The sequence below is a fragment of the Streptomyces sp. TOM-9 genome, assembly GCF_056858595.1.
In genome coordinates this window covers 2,756,891-2,770,403 of record NZ_JBXEQB010000001.1, presented here as the reverse complement: position 1 = coordinate 2,770,403, position 13,513 = coordinate 2,756,891, and the positions used below count along the sequence as shown (strand labels likewise).

The 13,513-nt window shown below is 73.8% G+C and carries 15 protein-coding genes; 10 read left to right on the top strand and 5 right to left on the bottom strand.

Annotation, left to right across the window (positions count from 1 at the left end; all coding sequences use genetic code 11):
* Positions 1–191: 191 nt before the first annotated feature.
* Complete coding sequence (locus tag AC1VWI_RS13020; RefSeq protein WP_499511150.1) at positions 192–1,304, top strand: alpha/beta hydrolase; 1,113 nt, start codon at positions 192–194, stop codon at positions 1,302–1,304.
* A gap of 125 nt (positions 1,305–1,429) precedes the next feature.
* Entirely contained in the window at positions 1,430–2,812 is a 1,383-nt protein-coding gene (locus tag AC1VWI_RS13015) for a hypothetical protein (RefSeq protein ID WP_499511149.1), read from the top strand.
* 37 nt (positions 2,813–2,849) lie between these two features.
* Here AC1VWI_RS13015 and AC1VWI_RS13010 read toward each other — a convergent pair whose 3' ends face one another.
* Both AC1VWI_RS13010 and ypfJ read right to left on the bottom strand, forming a co-directional pair.
* On the bottom strand, positions 2,850–3,263 hold the full coding sequence (locus AC1VWI_RS13010; protein ID WP_499511148.1) for a VOC family protein: 414 nt from the start codon (positions 3,261–3,263) through the stop codon (positions 2,850–2,852).
* Positions 3,264–3,374: 111 nt separating this feature from the next.
* Positions 3,375–4,277 (bottom strand): KPN_02809 family neutral zinc metallopeptidase, encoded by a 903-nt coding sequence (gene ypfJ, locus AC1VWI_RS13005; protein ID WP_499511147.1) that lies wholly within the window; start codon positions 4,275–4,277, stop codon positions 3,375–3,377.
* 241 nt (positions 4,278–4,518) lie between these two features.
* Between ypfJ and AC1VWI_RS13000 the strand changes: the two genes are divergently transcribed.
* The 3 genes from AC1VWI_RS13000 (at position 4,519) to AC1VWI_RS12990 (ending at position 7,627) form a co-directional block, all read left to right on the top strand.
* Entirely contained in the window at positions 4,519–6,117 is a 1,599-nt protein-coding gene (locus tag AC1VWI_RS13000) for an ABC-F family ATP-binding cassette domain-containing protein (protein ID WP_499511146.1), read from the top strand.
* 377 nt (positions 6,118–6,494) lie between these two features.
* On the top strand, positions 6,495–6,716 hold the full coding sequence (locus tag AC1VWI_RS12995; RefSeq protein ID WP_018560612.1) for a helix-turn-helix domain-containing protein: 222 nt from the start codon (positions 6,495–6,497) through the stop codon (positions 6,714–6,716).
* A 119-nt stretch (positions 6,717–6,835) separates the two neighbouring features.
* Positions 6,836–7,627 carry an enoyl-CoA hydratase/isomerase family protein gene (locus AC1VWI_RS12990; RefSeq protein ID WP_499511145.1) on the top strand — a complete coding sequence of 264 codons (792 nt, stop codon included), beginning with the start codon at positions 6,836–6,838 and terminating at the stop codon, positions 7,625–7,627.
* A 102-nt stretch (positions 7,628–7,729) separates the two neighbouring features.
* Here the strand turns inward: AC1VWI_RS12990 and AC1VWI_RS12985 are convergent, their stop codons facing one another.
* Complete coding sequence (locus AC1VWI_RS12985; protein WP_499511144.1) at positions 7,730–8,449, bottom strand: hypothetical protein; 720 nt, start codon at positions 8,447–8,449, stop codon at positions 7,730–7,732.
* A gap of 157 nt (positions 8,450–8,606) precedes the next feature.
* Between AC1VWI_RS12985 and AC1VWI_RS12980 the strand changes: the two genes are divergently transcribed.
* From AC1VWI_RS12980 to amaP, 5 genes are read left to right on the top strand one after another with little or no spacing between them, the layout of a single operon-like run.
* Positions 8,607–9,101: an Asp23/Gls24 family envelope stress response protein gene (locus AC1VWI_RS12980; protein ID WP_499511143.1), complete on the top strand. Its 495-nt coding sequence runs from the start codon at positions 8,607–8,609 to the stop codon at positions 9,099–9,101.
* A 31-nt stretch (positions 9,102–9,132) separates the two neighbouring features.
* Positions 9,133–9,315 carry a hypothetical protein gene (locus AC1VWI_RS12975; protein WP_499511142.1) on the top strand — a complete coding sequence of 61 codons (183 nt, stop codon included), beginning with the start codon at positions 9,133–9,135 and terminating at the stop codon, positions 9,313–9,315.
* A gap of 8 nt (positions 9,316–9,323) precedes the next feature.
* On the top strand, positions 9,324–9,716 hold the full coding sequence (locus AC1VWI_RS12970; protein WP_499511141.1) for an Asp23/Gls24 family envelope stress response protein: 393 nt from the start codon (positions 9,324–9,326) through the stop codon (positions 9,714–9,716).
* A complete protein-coding gene (locus tag AC1VWI_RS12965; protein WP_499511140.1) occupies positions 9,713–10,309 on the top strand; it encodes a DUF6286 domain-containing protein in 597 nt (198 codons plus the stop codon). The genes AC1VWI_RS12970 and AC1VWI_RS12965 overlap by 4 nt, the downstream gene beginning before the upstream one ends.
* Before the next feature lie 6 nt (positions 10,310–10,315).
* Positions 10,316–10,885 carry an alkaline shock response membrane anchor protein AmaP gene (amaP, locus tag AC1VWI_RS12960; protein WP_499511139.1) on the top strand — a complete coding sequence of 190 codons (570 nt, stop codon included), beginning with the start codon at positions 10,316–10,318 and terminating at the stop codon, positions 10,883–10,885.
* Between the two features lie 64 nt (positions 10,886–10,949).
* On the opposite strand, the gene AC1VWI_RS12955 is transcribed toward amaP, so the two are convergent.
* Positions 10,950–11,711 (bottom strand): SDR family oxidoreductase, encoded by a 762-nt coding sequence (locus AC1VWI_RS12955; RefSeq protein WP_499511138.1) that lies wholly within the window; start codon positions 11,709–11,711, stop codon positions 10,950–10,952.
* A gap of 4 nt (positions 11,712–11,715) precedes the next feature.
* On the bottom strand, positions 11,716–13,509 hold the full coding sequence (locus AC1VWI_RS12950) for a glycoside hydrolase family 15 protein (protein WP_499511137.1): 1,794 nt from the start codon (positions 13,507–13,509) through the stop codon (positions 11,716–11,718).
* Between the last annotated feature and the right edge of the window lie 4 nt (positions 13,510–13,513).

The following is a 13,513-nucleotide window of genomic DNA, read 5'->3' as shown; positions in this document are numbered from 1 at the left end:
CACGAAGGGTACGGGGCGCACGGCGATCACGAGGCCCACGAGGAGCACGGCGAGTACGGCGAGCAGGGGGAGCACCGGGCCGCACGTGCCGACGTCCCCCGGCCCCGTGCGGCCCACGACGCCGAGAACGACTGAGCCCGGACGGCCCCGCCCACTGGCCGCGCGGGGTGAGCGCGCGGAGACTGGAAGCGATGCGCCTCACCACCGCGGCGGCCCTCGCCGCCACGACAGCGTTCGGTGCCGGTGCGGCCGCGGTGGCGGCCGGGCGGCATGTCTCCGAGCTTGCCCTGAGGCCGACCGCGAACGGCGTCGACCCGGACCCGCTCACCGTCCACGCCGTGACCGGCCAGGACGTCACCCTCAGCCGGACCCTGGGCACCGCCCGGCGCGGTGTGCACGGCCTGATCGCGGCCGGGGTGCACGTCACCGTCGGCGAGGTGCTCTCGACGGCCCCGGACTCGGTCACCCGCCGTCTGGTGCGGATCAACCGCGGCGGCGTCGCGCCGGGCGACCAGGTGCGGCTCACCCCGCAGACGCACGTCGGCACTCCGGGATCGGCCCTCGGCCTGGAGTACCGGGACGCCGAGATACCCGCCGAACTCGGCCTGCTGCCCGCCTGGTTCGTGCCCGGCGCCCGTGACACCTGGGTCGTCCTCGCGCACGGCCTCGGCACCTCCCGCGAGCTCGGCATGAACGTCATGGCGTTCCTGGCCAAACTGCGGCTGCCCGTGCTCGCCTTCTCCTACCGAAACGACGCCGGCGCGCCCCCCTCGTGGGACGGCATCGGCCACCTCGGCGACTCCGAGTGGCGCGACCTCGACGCGGCGATGCGCTACGCGGTACGGCACGGCGCGCGCCGGCTGGTGCTGCACGGCTGGTCCACCGGTGCGACGATGGCGCTCCGTGCCGCCTGCCACTCCCCGCTGCGCTCCCTGGTGTCCGGGATGGTCCTGGACTCCCCGGTGCTCGACTGGCAGAGCACGGTCCGTGCCGCCGCCGCCTCCCGGGGTGCGCCCCGCGCGCTGCTGCCGCTCGGCGTGCGCGCCACCGAGGGCCGCACCGGACTGCACGCGGAGCGGATCGCCGAGGCCGCCCACCCCGAGCGGCTGGACGTCCCGGCGCTCGTCTTCCACGGTCCCGACGACACGCTCGCCCCGTGGGGGCCGTCCCGCCAACTCGCCCGGCAGCGCCCGGACCTGGTCACGCTGCACGCCGTCAGCGGCGCCTCGCACGCGGCCATGTGGAACGCCAACCCCTCAACATACGAGGAGGCCCTCCGGCGCTTCCTCACCCCCCTGCTCTGACGCCCGCCATACGTGGTCTTTATATCCGCACAAAGACCCATCTCTCCCGTCAATTCGGGCGGGGTCAATCCCGGTACGGGGACGCTCGTTTGGGTTTCCGGGTGCTCACCCGCAAGACTGCTCCCGTGACGTCCCGTATCCCGCGAGACACTCCGCTGCGTCTTGTCCCGCGCAGGCCACTCGCCACCGCGCGCCGTGCCGCCACAGTGCGGCGAAGCCGTCCGCCGCGGCCTCCGGAGGGAATCCCGGCGCTGCCCGAGCTCGCCCGCAGGGCGCGCACCGAACTCGCGGACGCCGTACGGCTGGCCCGCTGGGCCGACGCGGAGACCGGCGCCGCCGCCCCCGGGACCGCCGGGATACTACGGGACCCCGACGTGCTGCGGGCGGCCGCCGCCCTGGGCCTGACGGAGCGGCAGGTGCGCACCGCCTGGGACCGGGCGCGGCTGACCGGCCTGATCGAGCTGCACAAAGGAGGGGCCGCCCGGCCCGGCTGGCGACTGCGCGCCTGGGACCGCGACGACACCGCCGTGCTGCGCGGCTGGGTCGCGCTCTTCGACGCGTGGTCGCTCGCGCACCCCGCGGCGCTCGAGCCGGAGTGCGCCGACGCCGACCCCTCGCTCGTCGCCGAGGTCGTCGAGGCCGCACCGCAACTGCTCTCCCTGCTCCACCTCTCCTCCGGTCCGGTCGCCGTGGCCGTACTGCTGGACCTGTTGCGGCAGCGTGTGGCCGAACTACGCGCGGAGCGCCACGAGCCCCCGGCCGGTGCCGCCCGCGACGAACTGCCCGCGCTGCTGGACTGGACGCTGGACGCGCTCGCCCGGGTCGGCGCGCTCAGGCCCCGCGACCCCGCCCGCCCCGGCGAGGTCACCGTCACCGCGCTCGGCAGCTGGGCGGTGTGGGTGAAGCTGGAGCAGATCTGCGTGGCCGCGCAGGGCCCCGCCGGGCACTTCGAGCACTCCGCCGAGGAGATGCTCAAGGCCTGCATCGGGATGCCGCCCGGTGCCGCCCGCGACGAGTACAAGGCCTGGCTGGCGGCCCGCCCGGTGGCCCAGGCGGTGGGCGAGTTCCTGGACGTGGCACGCGGCGACGACGCCCTGCTGCGCGCCCTGGCCTTCGAGGCGCTGCGCGTCGTCGGCGGCCCGGCGGAGCCGGCCGTGCGCGTCGTGGTGGACGAGGCAGGCCTGCGGCCCTACGCGCTGCTGTGGCTCGCCGAGCACGAGGGCGGGGACCCGGAGGACGTCGCCGCGCTGCTCACCCGTGAGGAATCCACCTGGCTGTGGGTGGACACCGCCGCGGCCGTCGCCGACCACGGCGAGAGCCACCTGCTGGTGAGCCATCTCGAGACGGCCGTCCAGGGCTCGGTCAGCCGCCTGCTGGAGGAGCTGCGCCACGCGGGTCACCCCCGCACCGTCCAGGTGCTGGTCGCCCTCGCCGCCGCCCACCCCGACCCGGCCCTGTCCAAGATGATCCGCCGGGCCGCCTTCCAGGTGCACACCGGGGGAGAGTGACGACAGGGCCACGACGACGGGCCCGCGACGGCAGGGCCTACTCGTCCGGTATCCGCGGCACGTACGTGCCGAAGGACCAGAGGTTGCCCTCGGGGTCGCGGGCCGTGTAGTCCCGCGACCCGTAGTCCTGGTCGGTGAGCGGCAGCACGACCTCGGCCCCGGCCGCGACGGCGCGCTCGTGGTGGGCGTCGGTGTCCTCCACGACCACGTACACCGACACGGCGCCCAGGTCCGCCGCGATCCGGCTGAAAGCCGTCCCCGAGCGCTCGTTGCCGAGCATCACCACGCCGTTGCCGTAGGCGAGTTCCGCGTGCTCCACGACGCCGTCCTCGCCCTGGTGCACCGCGACCTCGGTGAAGCCGAAGGCCTCCTTGAGGAAGGCGATGGCGGCCTTCGCGTCCTTGTAGCGCAGCGTCGGGTAGACGGTGGGCGCGGTTTCCTTGCCGACCATGACGATCACCCTCCCCTTCCGGGACCCTGACGTCCTGACGTCCTGTGTGACGTGGATCCCAGTCTGGCAGGGGGGTCCGACAATGGCCCCGCGCACGGACATTCCGGCCGGTCAGCGCTGGAAGGTGTCGCAGTCGCCGGGGTCGCCGGTGTCCAGTCCGGTGGTGAACCACTGCTGCCGCTGCGCGGACGAGCCGTGCGTCCAGGATTCCGGGGTCACCCGGCCCTGGACCCTGGACTGGATCGCGTCGTCGCCGACCGCCGCGGCCGCGTCCAGCCCCCGCCGGATGTCCTCCTCGTCGAGCGCGCTGATCATCGGCCTGCCCGTGTCCTCGTCCGGGGTCCGCGTGGCGTTGTGCGCCCACACCCCCGCGTAGCAGTCGGCCTGCAGCTCCACGCGCACCGAGTTGCTGCCGGGGCCGGTGAGCCGGTCCTGCGCCTTGCCCAGCGTCCCCACCAGGTCCTGCACGTGGTGCCCGTACTCGTGGGCGACGACGTAGCTCTCGGCGAACGGCCCGCCCTGCGCGCCGAAACGGCTGCTCAGGGTCGAGAAGAAGTCCAGGTCCAGGTAGACCTTGCGGTCCACGGGGCAGTAGAACGGCCCCGACGCGGGGTCCGCGACCCCGCACCCGGTGCGGATGGGCTGGTCGAAGAAGACGGTCGGCGCGGGTTCGTACGTCATGCCGCGCTTGCGGAACTCCGACGCCCAGTACGCCTGCACGCTGTTGATCACCCCGACCATGCGGCACTCCTGATGGGCGTTGGCGTCCGCGCCGGTGCGGCAGCCGGCGGCGAGGTCCGAGCCCGAGGTGGTGCCCGGGGCCTGCCCCGGCGGATCGGAGGAGAGCCCCAGCTGGTCGGGACTGATGCCGAAGATCAGCCCGATCACCAGGACGATCAGCCCTGCGAGACCGCCGCCCACCATCTTGCCCCGCGGCCTGCCGCCGAACCGTCCGCCGCTTCGCCGGTCCTCCACCTGGGACGTGTCGAGCGATGCGTCGTCGTCGAACTGCATACCTACGATTATCTGCCGCTTTGTCCCACCCGGCCCGTCGCGCCCGCCGTCGCGGCCCCCGGGGCGGTCCCCGGCCGGGCCCGCCCCGCGGCCCGGCCGAAAACCGTTTGCCGGGGACCCGTGCCGCCCCCGGTAGACTGGAGACATGGCAGTGATCCTCACGCATTAGACGGCGTCCGACCGCGACCCACCGCGACCACATCGTCCGACTGCCGTCCGCCACGTTCTGGAGCTTCTTCCCGTGATTACTGCCACCGGCATCGAGCTGCGCGCCGGAGCCCGCGTCCTCATCGAGTCCGCCTCCTTCCGCATCGCCCGCGGCGACCGCGTCGGCCTGGTCGGCCGCAACGGCGCCGGCAAGACCACCCTCACCAAGGTGCTCGCGGGCGAGGGCCTGCCCGCCGGCGGCACCGTGACGCGTTCCGGTGAGGTCGGTTATCTGCCCCAGGATCCGCGTACCGGCGACCTCGACGTCCTGGCCCGCGACCGCATCCTGTCCGCCCGCGGCCTGGACACCGTCCTGCGCAAGATGCGCGAGAACGAGGACCGGATGGCCAACGGCAAGGGCGCCACCCGCGACAACGCGATGAAGAAGTACGCGCGCCTGGAGACCGAGTTCCTCACCAAGGGCGGCTACGCCGCCGAGGCCGAGGCCGCCACCATCGCCGCCGCCCTGGGCCTGCCCGACCGGGTCCTCGCCCAGCCGCTGCACACCCTCTCCGGTGGTCAGCGCCGCCGCGTCGAGCTGGCCCGCATCCTCTTCTCGGACGCCGACACCCTGCTGCTCGACGAGCCGACCAACCACCTCGACGCCGACTCGATCGTCTGGCTGCGGGACTTCCTCAAGACCTACCGCGGTGGGTTCATCGTCATCTCCCACGACATCAACCTGGTCGAGACGGTCGTCAACAAGGTGTTCTACCTGGACGCCAACCGCTCCCAGATCGACGTCTACAACATGGGCTGGAAGCAGTACCTGACCCAGCGCGAGGCCGACGAGAAGCGCCGCAAGCGCGAGCGCGCCAACGCCGAGAAGAAGGCCGCGACCCTCAACGCCCAGGCCGACAAGATGCGCGCCAAGGCCACCAAGACCGTCGCCGCCCAGAACATGGCCCGTCGCGCCGACAAGCTGCTGTCGGGGCTGGAGGCGGTGCGTCAGTCCGACAAGGTCGCCAAGCTGCGCTTCCCCGACCCCGCGCCGTGCGGCAAGACGCCCCTGACCGCCGAGGGCCTGTCCAAGTCGTACGGCTCGCTGGAGATCTTCACCGACGTCGACCTGGCCATCGACAAGGGCTCCCGGGTCGTCATCCTGGGCCTCAACGGCGCCGGCAAGACGACGCTGCTGCGGCTGCTGGCGGGCGTCGAGCAGCCCGACACCGGGGAGGTCGTGCCCGGGCACGGCCTCAAGCTCGGCTACTACGCCCAGGAGCACGAGACCCTCGACCCCGACCGGACCGTGCTGGAGAACATGCGCTCGTCGGCGCCCGACATGGACCTGGTCGCCGTCCGCAAGATCCTCGGCTCGTTCCTCTTCTCCGGCGACGACGTCGACAAGCCCGCCGGCGTGCTGTCCGGCGGCGAGAAGACCCGGCTGGCGCTCGCCACCCTCGTCGTCTCCAGCGCCAACGTGCTGCTCCTCGACGAGCCCACCAACAACCTCGACCCGGCCAGCCGCGAGGAGATCCTCGGCGCGCTGCGCACCTTCACGGGCGCGGTCGTCCTCGTCACCCACGACGAGGGCGCGGTGGAGGCGCTGCAGCCGGAGCGGATCATCCTCCTGCCCGACGGCGTCGAGGACCTGTGGGGCCAGGACTACGCCGACCTCGTCACGCTCGCCTGATCCTTCCGGTGCCCGCGGCCGATCATCCGTGTGGATCACTCCACTGGATCATTCGGCCGACGGGTGATCCTTCATCTGTGTGAGACCGGCTCGTACACCGGCGCGGGAACGTGCGAAATACCGGACGTACGAATGGATCAGCCGCGTCACATGGGGAAACTCCTTACCGGCCCGGGTGACCTGCCTTTTCTCCGCCGCGCTCCGGAGGGAGTCCGGGACGGCCCGGCGGAATGCCGGATTCCACTTGTCCGGCGCCGGGTGTCCGCGTCAACGGCGCGCCAAATGTTGTCGCACGGACCTTGCCGAATGGGTGGCCAGGAAGTCTCCTAGGGGTGATCATGAGAGTCACAGAGCGCACTTCCCTAGAGGAGGCACGGGTGGCCGAGACTCTGAAGAAGGGCAGCCGGGTGACCGGCGCCGCGCGCGAGAAGCTCGCGGCAGACCTCAAGAAGAAGTACGACGGTGGAGCAAGCATCCGGGCGCTGGCCGAGGAGACCGGCCGCTCGTACGGCTTCGTCCACCGGATGCTCAGTGAGTCCGGCGTGACCCTGCGCGGTCGCGGCGGGGCGACACGGGGCAAGAAGGTTTCCACGGCCTGACACAGCCGGGCGCCCCGTGCGGCGGCTCGGAGTCGTGGCAGCACCACCCGGTCGCGGAAACGGCCGACCGGGTGGTTACTCTTCGGTAATCCAGACTGCGGATCGCCAGGAGGTGCCCGATGTCCGACCCCATTGTGTTGCTGGAACGTGACGGCGTACGACTCGTGACGGAGGATTCCGTCGCCACCGTCACGCTGTGCAACGCGGCCAAGCGCAACGCCCAGTCGCCCGCCATGTGGCGGGCGCTGGTCGAGGCCGGTCGTCTGCTCCCGGGCGGCGTACGGGTCGTCGTGCTCCGCGCGGAGGGCGTGTCCTTCTCCGCCGGGCTGGACCGTCAGGCCTTCACGCCTGAAGGTTTCGACGGCGAGCCGTCGTTCATCGACCTCGCACGCGCTCCCGAGGGCGAACTCGACGCCACGATCGCCGAGTACCAGTCGGCGTTCACCTGGTGGCGGCGGAACGACGTCGTCACCGTCGCCGCCGTGCAGGGGCACGCCATCGGAGCGGGTTTCCAGTTGGCCCTCGCCTGCGACCTGCGCGTCGTCGCCGACGACGTGCAGTTCGCCATGCGCGAGACCAGCCTGGGCCTGGTCCCCGACCTCGCGGGCACCAAGCCGCTGACCGAACTGGTCGGCTACGCCCGGGCGCTGGAGATCTGCGCCACGGGCCGCTTCGTCGGCGCCGAGGAGGCCTGCGCCACCGGCCTGGCCAACGTCGCCGTCCCGGCCGCGGAGCTGGACGCCACGGTCAAGGACCTGGTGGGCGCCCTGCTGGCCGCGCCGCGCGACGCGGTGATCGAGACCAAGGCCCTGCTCCGCGAGGCCGCCGGCCGTTCGTACGACGAGCAGCGGGTGGCCGAACGCGCCGCGCAGGGCCGCCGGCTGCGGGACCTGGCGGGCGTGGGGGAGTAACGCCCCGACCGGGCGCGCGCACGCCGGACCGGGCGCCCGGCGCCGACGGCGTCCGCGCGCCGCTCCGCGGCCGCCGTGTCGCGGGCCGGGTCCCCCAGTGGCTCAGCGCCCGGCGATGTCGGTGACCACGACGGTCGTGATCTCCTGCGTCACGGCCGTCACCGCCGTGGCCACCGCCCGCCCGACGTCCAGGGCGCGGTGACCCGCGTCCACCGCGATCTGCACCTGTGACGGATGGCGCTGCCCGCCCAGCCGCGAGGTCAGCCCGGCCACCCCGGGCACCGCGGCCGCGACGCGGCCCGCGGTGGTGGTGGTCCGCCCGCCCTCCGTCGGGTCGTCGGCCTCCGCGGGGTGGGCCGCCGGCGGGCTGCCCTCCTCCAGCAGCCCGGTGACCGTCAGGTCGACCGCCTCCGGCTCCAGACCGACCTCGGTCGCCGCCTCCCACAGCGCGTCGCGCAGCCGTCCGGCCGACTCGGGCAGCGGAAGCTCCGGGGTGGCCTCGAAGCCTGCCTCCACCCGCAGTGGCCGCCTCGGCAGTGCCCCGGACGGCGCCGACTCCGGCAGCACCGCCGCAGCGTTCCCGGGCTCCCCGCCATGTGGTCCGTCCGGTGCGTCCAGTGCGTCCGGTCCGTCAAGTCCCTCAGCCGTGCCGATGCGCAGGGTGCCCAGGCGGATCCCGGGCACCGCGTCGGCGGCCGCGCGCAGCACGCCGGCCGCCGCGCGCTCGGTGACCCACACCGTGTCCCCGGGCCCGCCGAGGGGGAGCACCCGGCCGTGCCCGAGCTGCCGGCGTACCGCACGAGCCAGCCGGTCCGCGGTCATCGGCCGTCGTCTCCCTCCACCGCGCGCGTCCGCGCGGGCCGCCATCCTGGCCCTGATCGCTGCATCCTCACGGCGCGACGGGGCATGCCCACATAGTGTGGTGCACGGAGCAGCCCGTACCGCTCCCGCCATCGGAATCCCGAAGGGAAGAGGTGCGATGACCGACACCGCGCAGCAGCCGGAGGGGCGGGGCCGGACCCTGGAGAAGGGGACCAGCCCGGCCGGCAACGGCACGTCAGGGCAGCGGCGGGCGCCCCTGGGCGATCCCGCGACGCGCGGGCGGACCACCATCGCGGACGGCGTGGTCGAGAAGATCGCCGGGCTCGCGGCGCGTGACGTGGAGGGCGTGCACGCCCTCGGCTCCGGGGTCTCCCGCGGTTTCGGCGCGGTCCGCGACCGGGTGCCCGGCGGCAAGTCCGTGACCCGGGGCGTCCGGGCCGAGGTGGGCGAGGTGCAGGCCGCCCTCGACCTGGACGTCGTCGTGGACTACGGGGTCTCGATCGTGGCGGTCGCGCACGGGGTGCGCGAGAACGTCATCGCGGCCGTGGAGCGGATGACCGGCCTCGAGGTCATCGAGGTCAACATCGCGGTGGGCGACGTCAAGCTGCCCGAGGACACGGACGACGACGACCAGGAGCAGCGGGTCCAGTGACGGGCCCCGGGCGGGAAACAGGGAGCGGACGATGAGCATGGCCGTGCTCGGCTTGATCGTCGGGATGGCGCTCGGATTCGCCGGGTACTTCGGTGGGTTCGCGGCCTTCCTGCTCGTGGCGGCGCTCGGCGCCGTCGGGTTCGTCGCCGGCCGGTTCCTCGACGGCGACCTGGAGCCAGGGGAGTTCTTCCGCAGCCGTGACCGCAGGCGGTGAGCCCCCGGATGACGGCCGCGGTGCCGACGCCGGCGTCCTCCGTTCCGCCGCCCCTCGTCCCCGGCGAGCGCGGCTCGCTCCGCCTCGCCGACCGCGTGCTGGCGAAGATCGCCTCCCAGGCGGCCCGCGAGGCGCTCGCCGACGCCCCCGGCAGGGAGTACGTGCCGCGCGGGGCGCGCCCCCAGGCGGGCGTCTCCGTCCACCGCGAGCAGGTGTACGTACGGCTCTCCGTCGAACTCGGCTACCCGGTGGACATCGCCGCGGTGTGCCGCGCGGTGCGCCGTCATGTCGCGGCCCGGGTCGAGGAGTTGACCGGCGTCGTGGTCTTCGGAGTGACCGTGGAGGTCGAGCGGCTGCACTCGCGGGCCAGCCACATCCTGGAGGGGGCGAGGGTCCGGTGAGCGACCTCGGCCCGGCACCCCTGCCGCCGACCGGACGGCCGCCGTACGGCTCCCGCCCGCGGCGCTTCTGGTCCGCGCGCCGCCTCCCGGCCGCGATCACCGCCGCCCTCCTGGCCGCCGCGGCCGGGCTGCTGCTGTACGACGTCGCCGCGGTGCGCGCCGGACGGCCCGGGATGGCCTGGCGCCGGATCCTCGCGGACGAACTGGCCACCCGCCCGCTGGACGACCCGTGGATCCTCGCCGGGGCCTGTGTGGCGGTCCTGCTCGGGCTGTGGCTGCTCGTCCTCGCCGTCACCCCGGGGCTGCGCGACGTGCTCGCCATGCGCGCCGGAACGGCGCCCGTACGGGCCGGACTCGACCGCCACGCCGCCGAACTCACGCTGCGCGACCGCGCGGTGGAGGTCTCCGGGGTGCGCTCGGCGCGCGTCACGGTCACCCGCCGTACCGCCACCGTGCGCGCCGTGATCGCCTTCCGGGAGACGGAGGCGGTCCGCGCCGATCTGGCCTCCTCCCTGGCCGACGCCATGGAACAGCTGGGCCTGGCCCGGCCGCTGGGCCTCGCGCTGCACGTCCGCCGCATGGAAGAGGGGTGAGGCGCGGTGCGCGCCACCGTCAATCGTGTCGTCCTCGCACTCGTCGGGCTGGCCCTGGTGCTCGTCGGCGCCGTCGTGCTGTGCTCCGCGACGGGCCTGCTGCGCCGTCCGTACACCGGGCGGGACGATGTACTGCTCAGCGAGGGCGACCGGACCCGCTACGAGGACTCCTCATGGTGGTGGCCCGTGGTGATCGGCGTGCTGGCCCTGCTCGTGCTGGGCGCCCTGTGGTGGCTGCTCGCCCAGGTGCGCGACCGCAGGCTGCGCCGGCTGGCGGTGGACGCCGACGACGACGGCGTGGCCCTGCTGCGCGGCCGCGCACTGGAGGAGATCATCGCCGCCGACGCCGAGCAGCTCCACGGCGTCGACCATGCCACCACCGCGCTCATGGGCACGCCCACCGCGCCCCGCGCCCGGCTGCAGCTCGCGCTGTCCCCGCACGCCGTCCCCGGCGACGTCCTCGCCGGGCTCGACTCCGCCGTCCTGGACCGCGCCCGCGTCAGCGCCGGCCTCCCCCTGCTCCCCGCCGAGGCGCGCCTGCGGGCGGTCAGCCACCGGGCGGCCCGCGTCAGTTGACCGAGCCGTTGTGCGACGGACGGCGCGCCGGACGGGGCCGCGGACGGGGCGGCGGACGCACCCGCTAGAAGCCGCCGCGCGCCCCGCCGTCCACCGGGAGCATGACCCCCGTCAGGTAGGACGCCGCCGGCGACAGCAGGAAGGCGGCGGTACGTCCGAACTCCTCCGGGGTGCCGTAGCGGCGCAGCGGGATGCGCTCGCTGAGCCGGGCCCGGGCGGCGTCCGCGTCCCCGGTGAGGGCGTCGAGCTCGCGGACGCGGTCGGTGTCGATCCGGGCGGGCAGCAGCCCCACCACGCGGATGCCGCGCGGTCCCAGTTCGTTGGCCAGGCTCTTGGCGTAGCCGGCCAGGCCCGGCCGCAGGCCGTTGGAGACCACGAGCCCCGGGATCGGCTCGTGCACCGAGCCCGAGAGCACGAAGCCGATGACGCCGCCCTCGCCGAGCTCGTCGGCGGCGGCCCGGGACAGCCGTACGGCACCGAGGAAGACGGACTCGAACGCGTCACGCCACTGGTCGTCGCCGATGACGTCTGCGCCGCCCGCCGGCGGCCCGCCGACGCTGATGAGGAAACCGTCGAGCCTGCCGAACGCCCGGCGGGCGGCGGCGACCAGCCGTTCCGGCGCCTGGGGCCCGGCGTTGTCCGCCACGACGCCGGTCGCCCGCTCCGCGCCGCCGAGCGCCGCGACGGCGGCGGCCACCGATTCCTCGTGCCGGCCGCTGACGACCACCCGCGCGCCGTCGGCCACCAGTTCCCGCGCGGCGGCGAAGCCCAGCCCGCGGGTCCCGCCCGTGACGACGTACACCCTGTCCTTCAGCCCGAGATCCATGGCGTCATCGTGCCCCATCGCAGCCGGAGAGGGTGAGCGCGGTGTTGACCAGGCCGATGTGGCTGAACGCCTGCGGGAAGTTGCCCAGCTGGCGCCGGTCGACCGGGTCCCATTCCTCCGCCAGCAGGCCGACGTCGTTGCGCAGGCCCAGCAGCCGCTCGAACAGCTCGCGCGCCTCGTCGGTGCGGCCGATCCGGTGCAGCGCGTCGGCGAGCCAGAACGAGCAGGCCAGGAAGGCGCCTTCGCCGCCGGGCAGCCCGTCCACGCTGCTGTCCTCCAGGGTGTAGCGGCGTACGAAGCCGCCGTGGTCCAGCTCGCGGCGCACCGCCTCCACCGTGCCGACCACCCGGCTGTCGGTGACGGGGAGGAAGCCCACCTGCGGGATCAGCAGGGTCGCCGCGTCCAGTTCCTTGGAGCCGTAGTACTGCGTGAAGGTGTTGCGCTCGCGGTCGAAGCCCTTGCGGCACACCTCCCGGTGCACCTCGCTGCGCATCGCCCGCCAGGAGTCCGCGTCGCCGGAAAGGTGCGGCTGCCCCTCCAGGGTGCGCACCGCGCGGTCGGCGGCCGCCCAGGCCATCACCTTGGAGTGCACGAAGTGCCGCCGGTCGCCGCGCACCTCCCACAGGCCCTCGTCGGGTTCGTGCCACTTGGACTCCAGGAAGTCCATCAGCGTGCGCTGCACCGCCCAGGCGTGGGGCTCGTCGCGCAGCCCGAAGCTGCGGGCGAGGAAGAGCGAGTCCAGGACCTCGCCGTAGACGTCGAGCTGGAGCTGCTTGGCGGCGGCGTTCCCGGTCCGCACCGGAAGGGACGCCTCGTACCCGGCGAGCCAGTCCAGTTCCTCCTCGGGCAGCCGGCGCTCACCGGCCAGCCCGTACATGATCTGCAGGTCGGCGGGGTCGCCGGCGACGGCACGCAGCAGCCAGTCGCGCCAGTGGTAGGCCTCCTTGAGGTAGCCGGTCTCCACCAGCACGTTCAAGGTGAGCGTCGCGTCGCGCAGCCAGCAGAAGCGGTAGTCCCAGTTCCGCACCCCGCGGATCTCCTCGGGCAGCGAGGAGGTCGCCGCCGCGACGATGCCGCCGCTGGGCGCGTACGTGAGCGCCTTGAGGGTGATCAGCGAGCGCAGCACCGCGTCCCGCCAGGGACCGTCGTAGCGGCACTTGGCCGACCAGGACTCCCAGTCCGCGCAGCTCTGCTCCAGTGCCCGGAAGGGGTCGATCAGGCGCGGCCGGCTCTCGTGGGAGGGGTGCCAGGTCAGGACGAAGGCGATCCGCTCGCCCTCGGCGACGGTGAAGTCGGCGTGGGTGGCGAAGCCCCGGCCGTACATGGGCACCTGCGGCTCGGTGCGCAGCCACACCGAGTCCGGACCGGCGATCGCGACGCGGTGGCCGTCGGTGCGGCGCATCCAGGGGACGACCCGTCCGTAGTCGAAGCGCAGCCGCAGCTCGCTGCTCATGGCGACGTGTCCGCGCACGCCCTCGACGATGCGCATGACGTCCGGTGCGCGATCGCGCTGCGGCATGAAGTCGATCACCTTGGCGGTGCCGTCGCGGGTCTCCCACACGCTCTCCAGCACCAGGGTGCCCTCGCGGTACGAGCGGCGCGTGCACGGCTCCTCGTCCCAGGCGGAGGCCGGGGCGATCCGCCAGGTGCCGTTGTCCTCGTCGCCCAGCAGCGCGGCGAAGCAGGCGCCGGAGTCGAAGCGGGGCAGGCACAGCCAGTCGATGGAGCCGCTCCTGGAGACCAGCGCGACGGTCTGCAGGTCACCGATGACCGCGTAGTCCTCGATCAGTGCCGCCACGGTC

Excerpts from the sequence above, each read along its gene's own strand:
- AC1VWI_RS12985 (WP_499511144.1), bottom strand. The coding sequence starts at position 8,449 with ATGACCGCGGACCGGCTGGCTCGTGCGGTACGCCGGCAGCTCGGGCAC.
- AC1VWI_RS12990 (WP_499511145.1), top strand. The coding sequence starts at position 6,836 with ATGTCCGACCCCATTGTGTTGCTGGAACGTGACGGCGTACGACTCGTG.
- AC1VWI_RS12970 (WP_499511141.1), top strand. The coding sequence starts at position 9,324 with ATGACGGCCGCGGTGCCGACGCCGGCGTCCTCCGTTCCGCCGCCCCTC.
- AC1VWI_RS13010 (WP_499511148.1), bottom strand. The coding sequence starts at position 3,263 with ATGGTCGGCAAGGAAACCGCGCCCACCGTCTACCCGACGCTGCGCTAC.
- ypfJ (WP_499511147.1), bottom strand. The coding sequence starts at position 4,277 with ATGCAGTTCGACGACGACGCATCGCTCGACACGTCCCAGGTGGAGGAC.
- AC1VWI_RS12975 (WP_499511142.1), top strand. The coding sequence starts at position 9,133 with ATGAGCATGGCCGTGCTCGGCTTGATCGTCGGGATGGCGCTCGGATTC.
- AC1VWI_RS13020 (WP_499511150.1), top strand. The coding sequence starts at position 192 with ATGCGCCTCACCACCGCGGCGGCCCTCGCCGCCACGACAGCGTTCGGT.
- AC1VWI_RS12955 (WP_499511138.1), bottom strand. The coding sequence starts at position 11,711 with ATGGATCTCGGGCTGAAGGACAGGGTGTACGTCGTCACGGGCGGGACC.
- AC1VWI_RS12980 (WP_499511143.1), top strand. The coding sequence starts at position 8,607 with ATGACCGACACCGCGCAGCAGCCGGAGGGGCGGGGCCGGACCCTGGAG.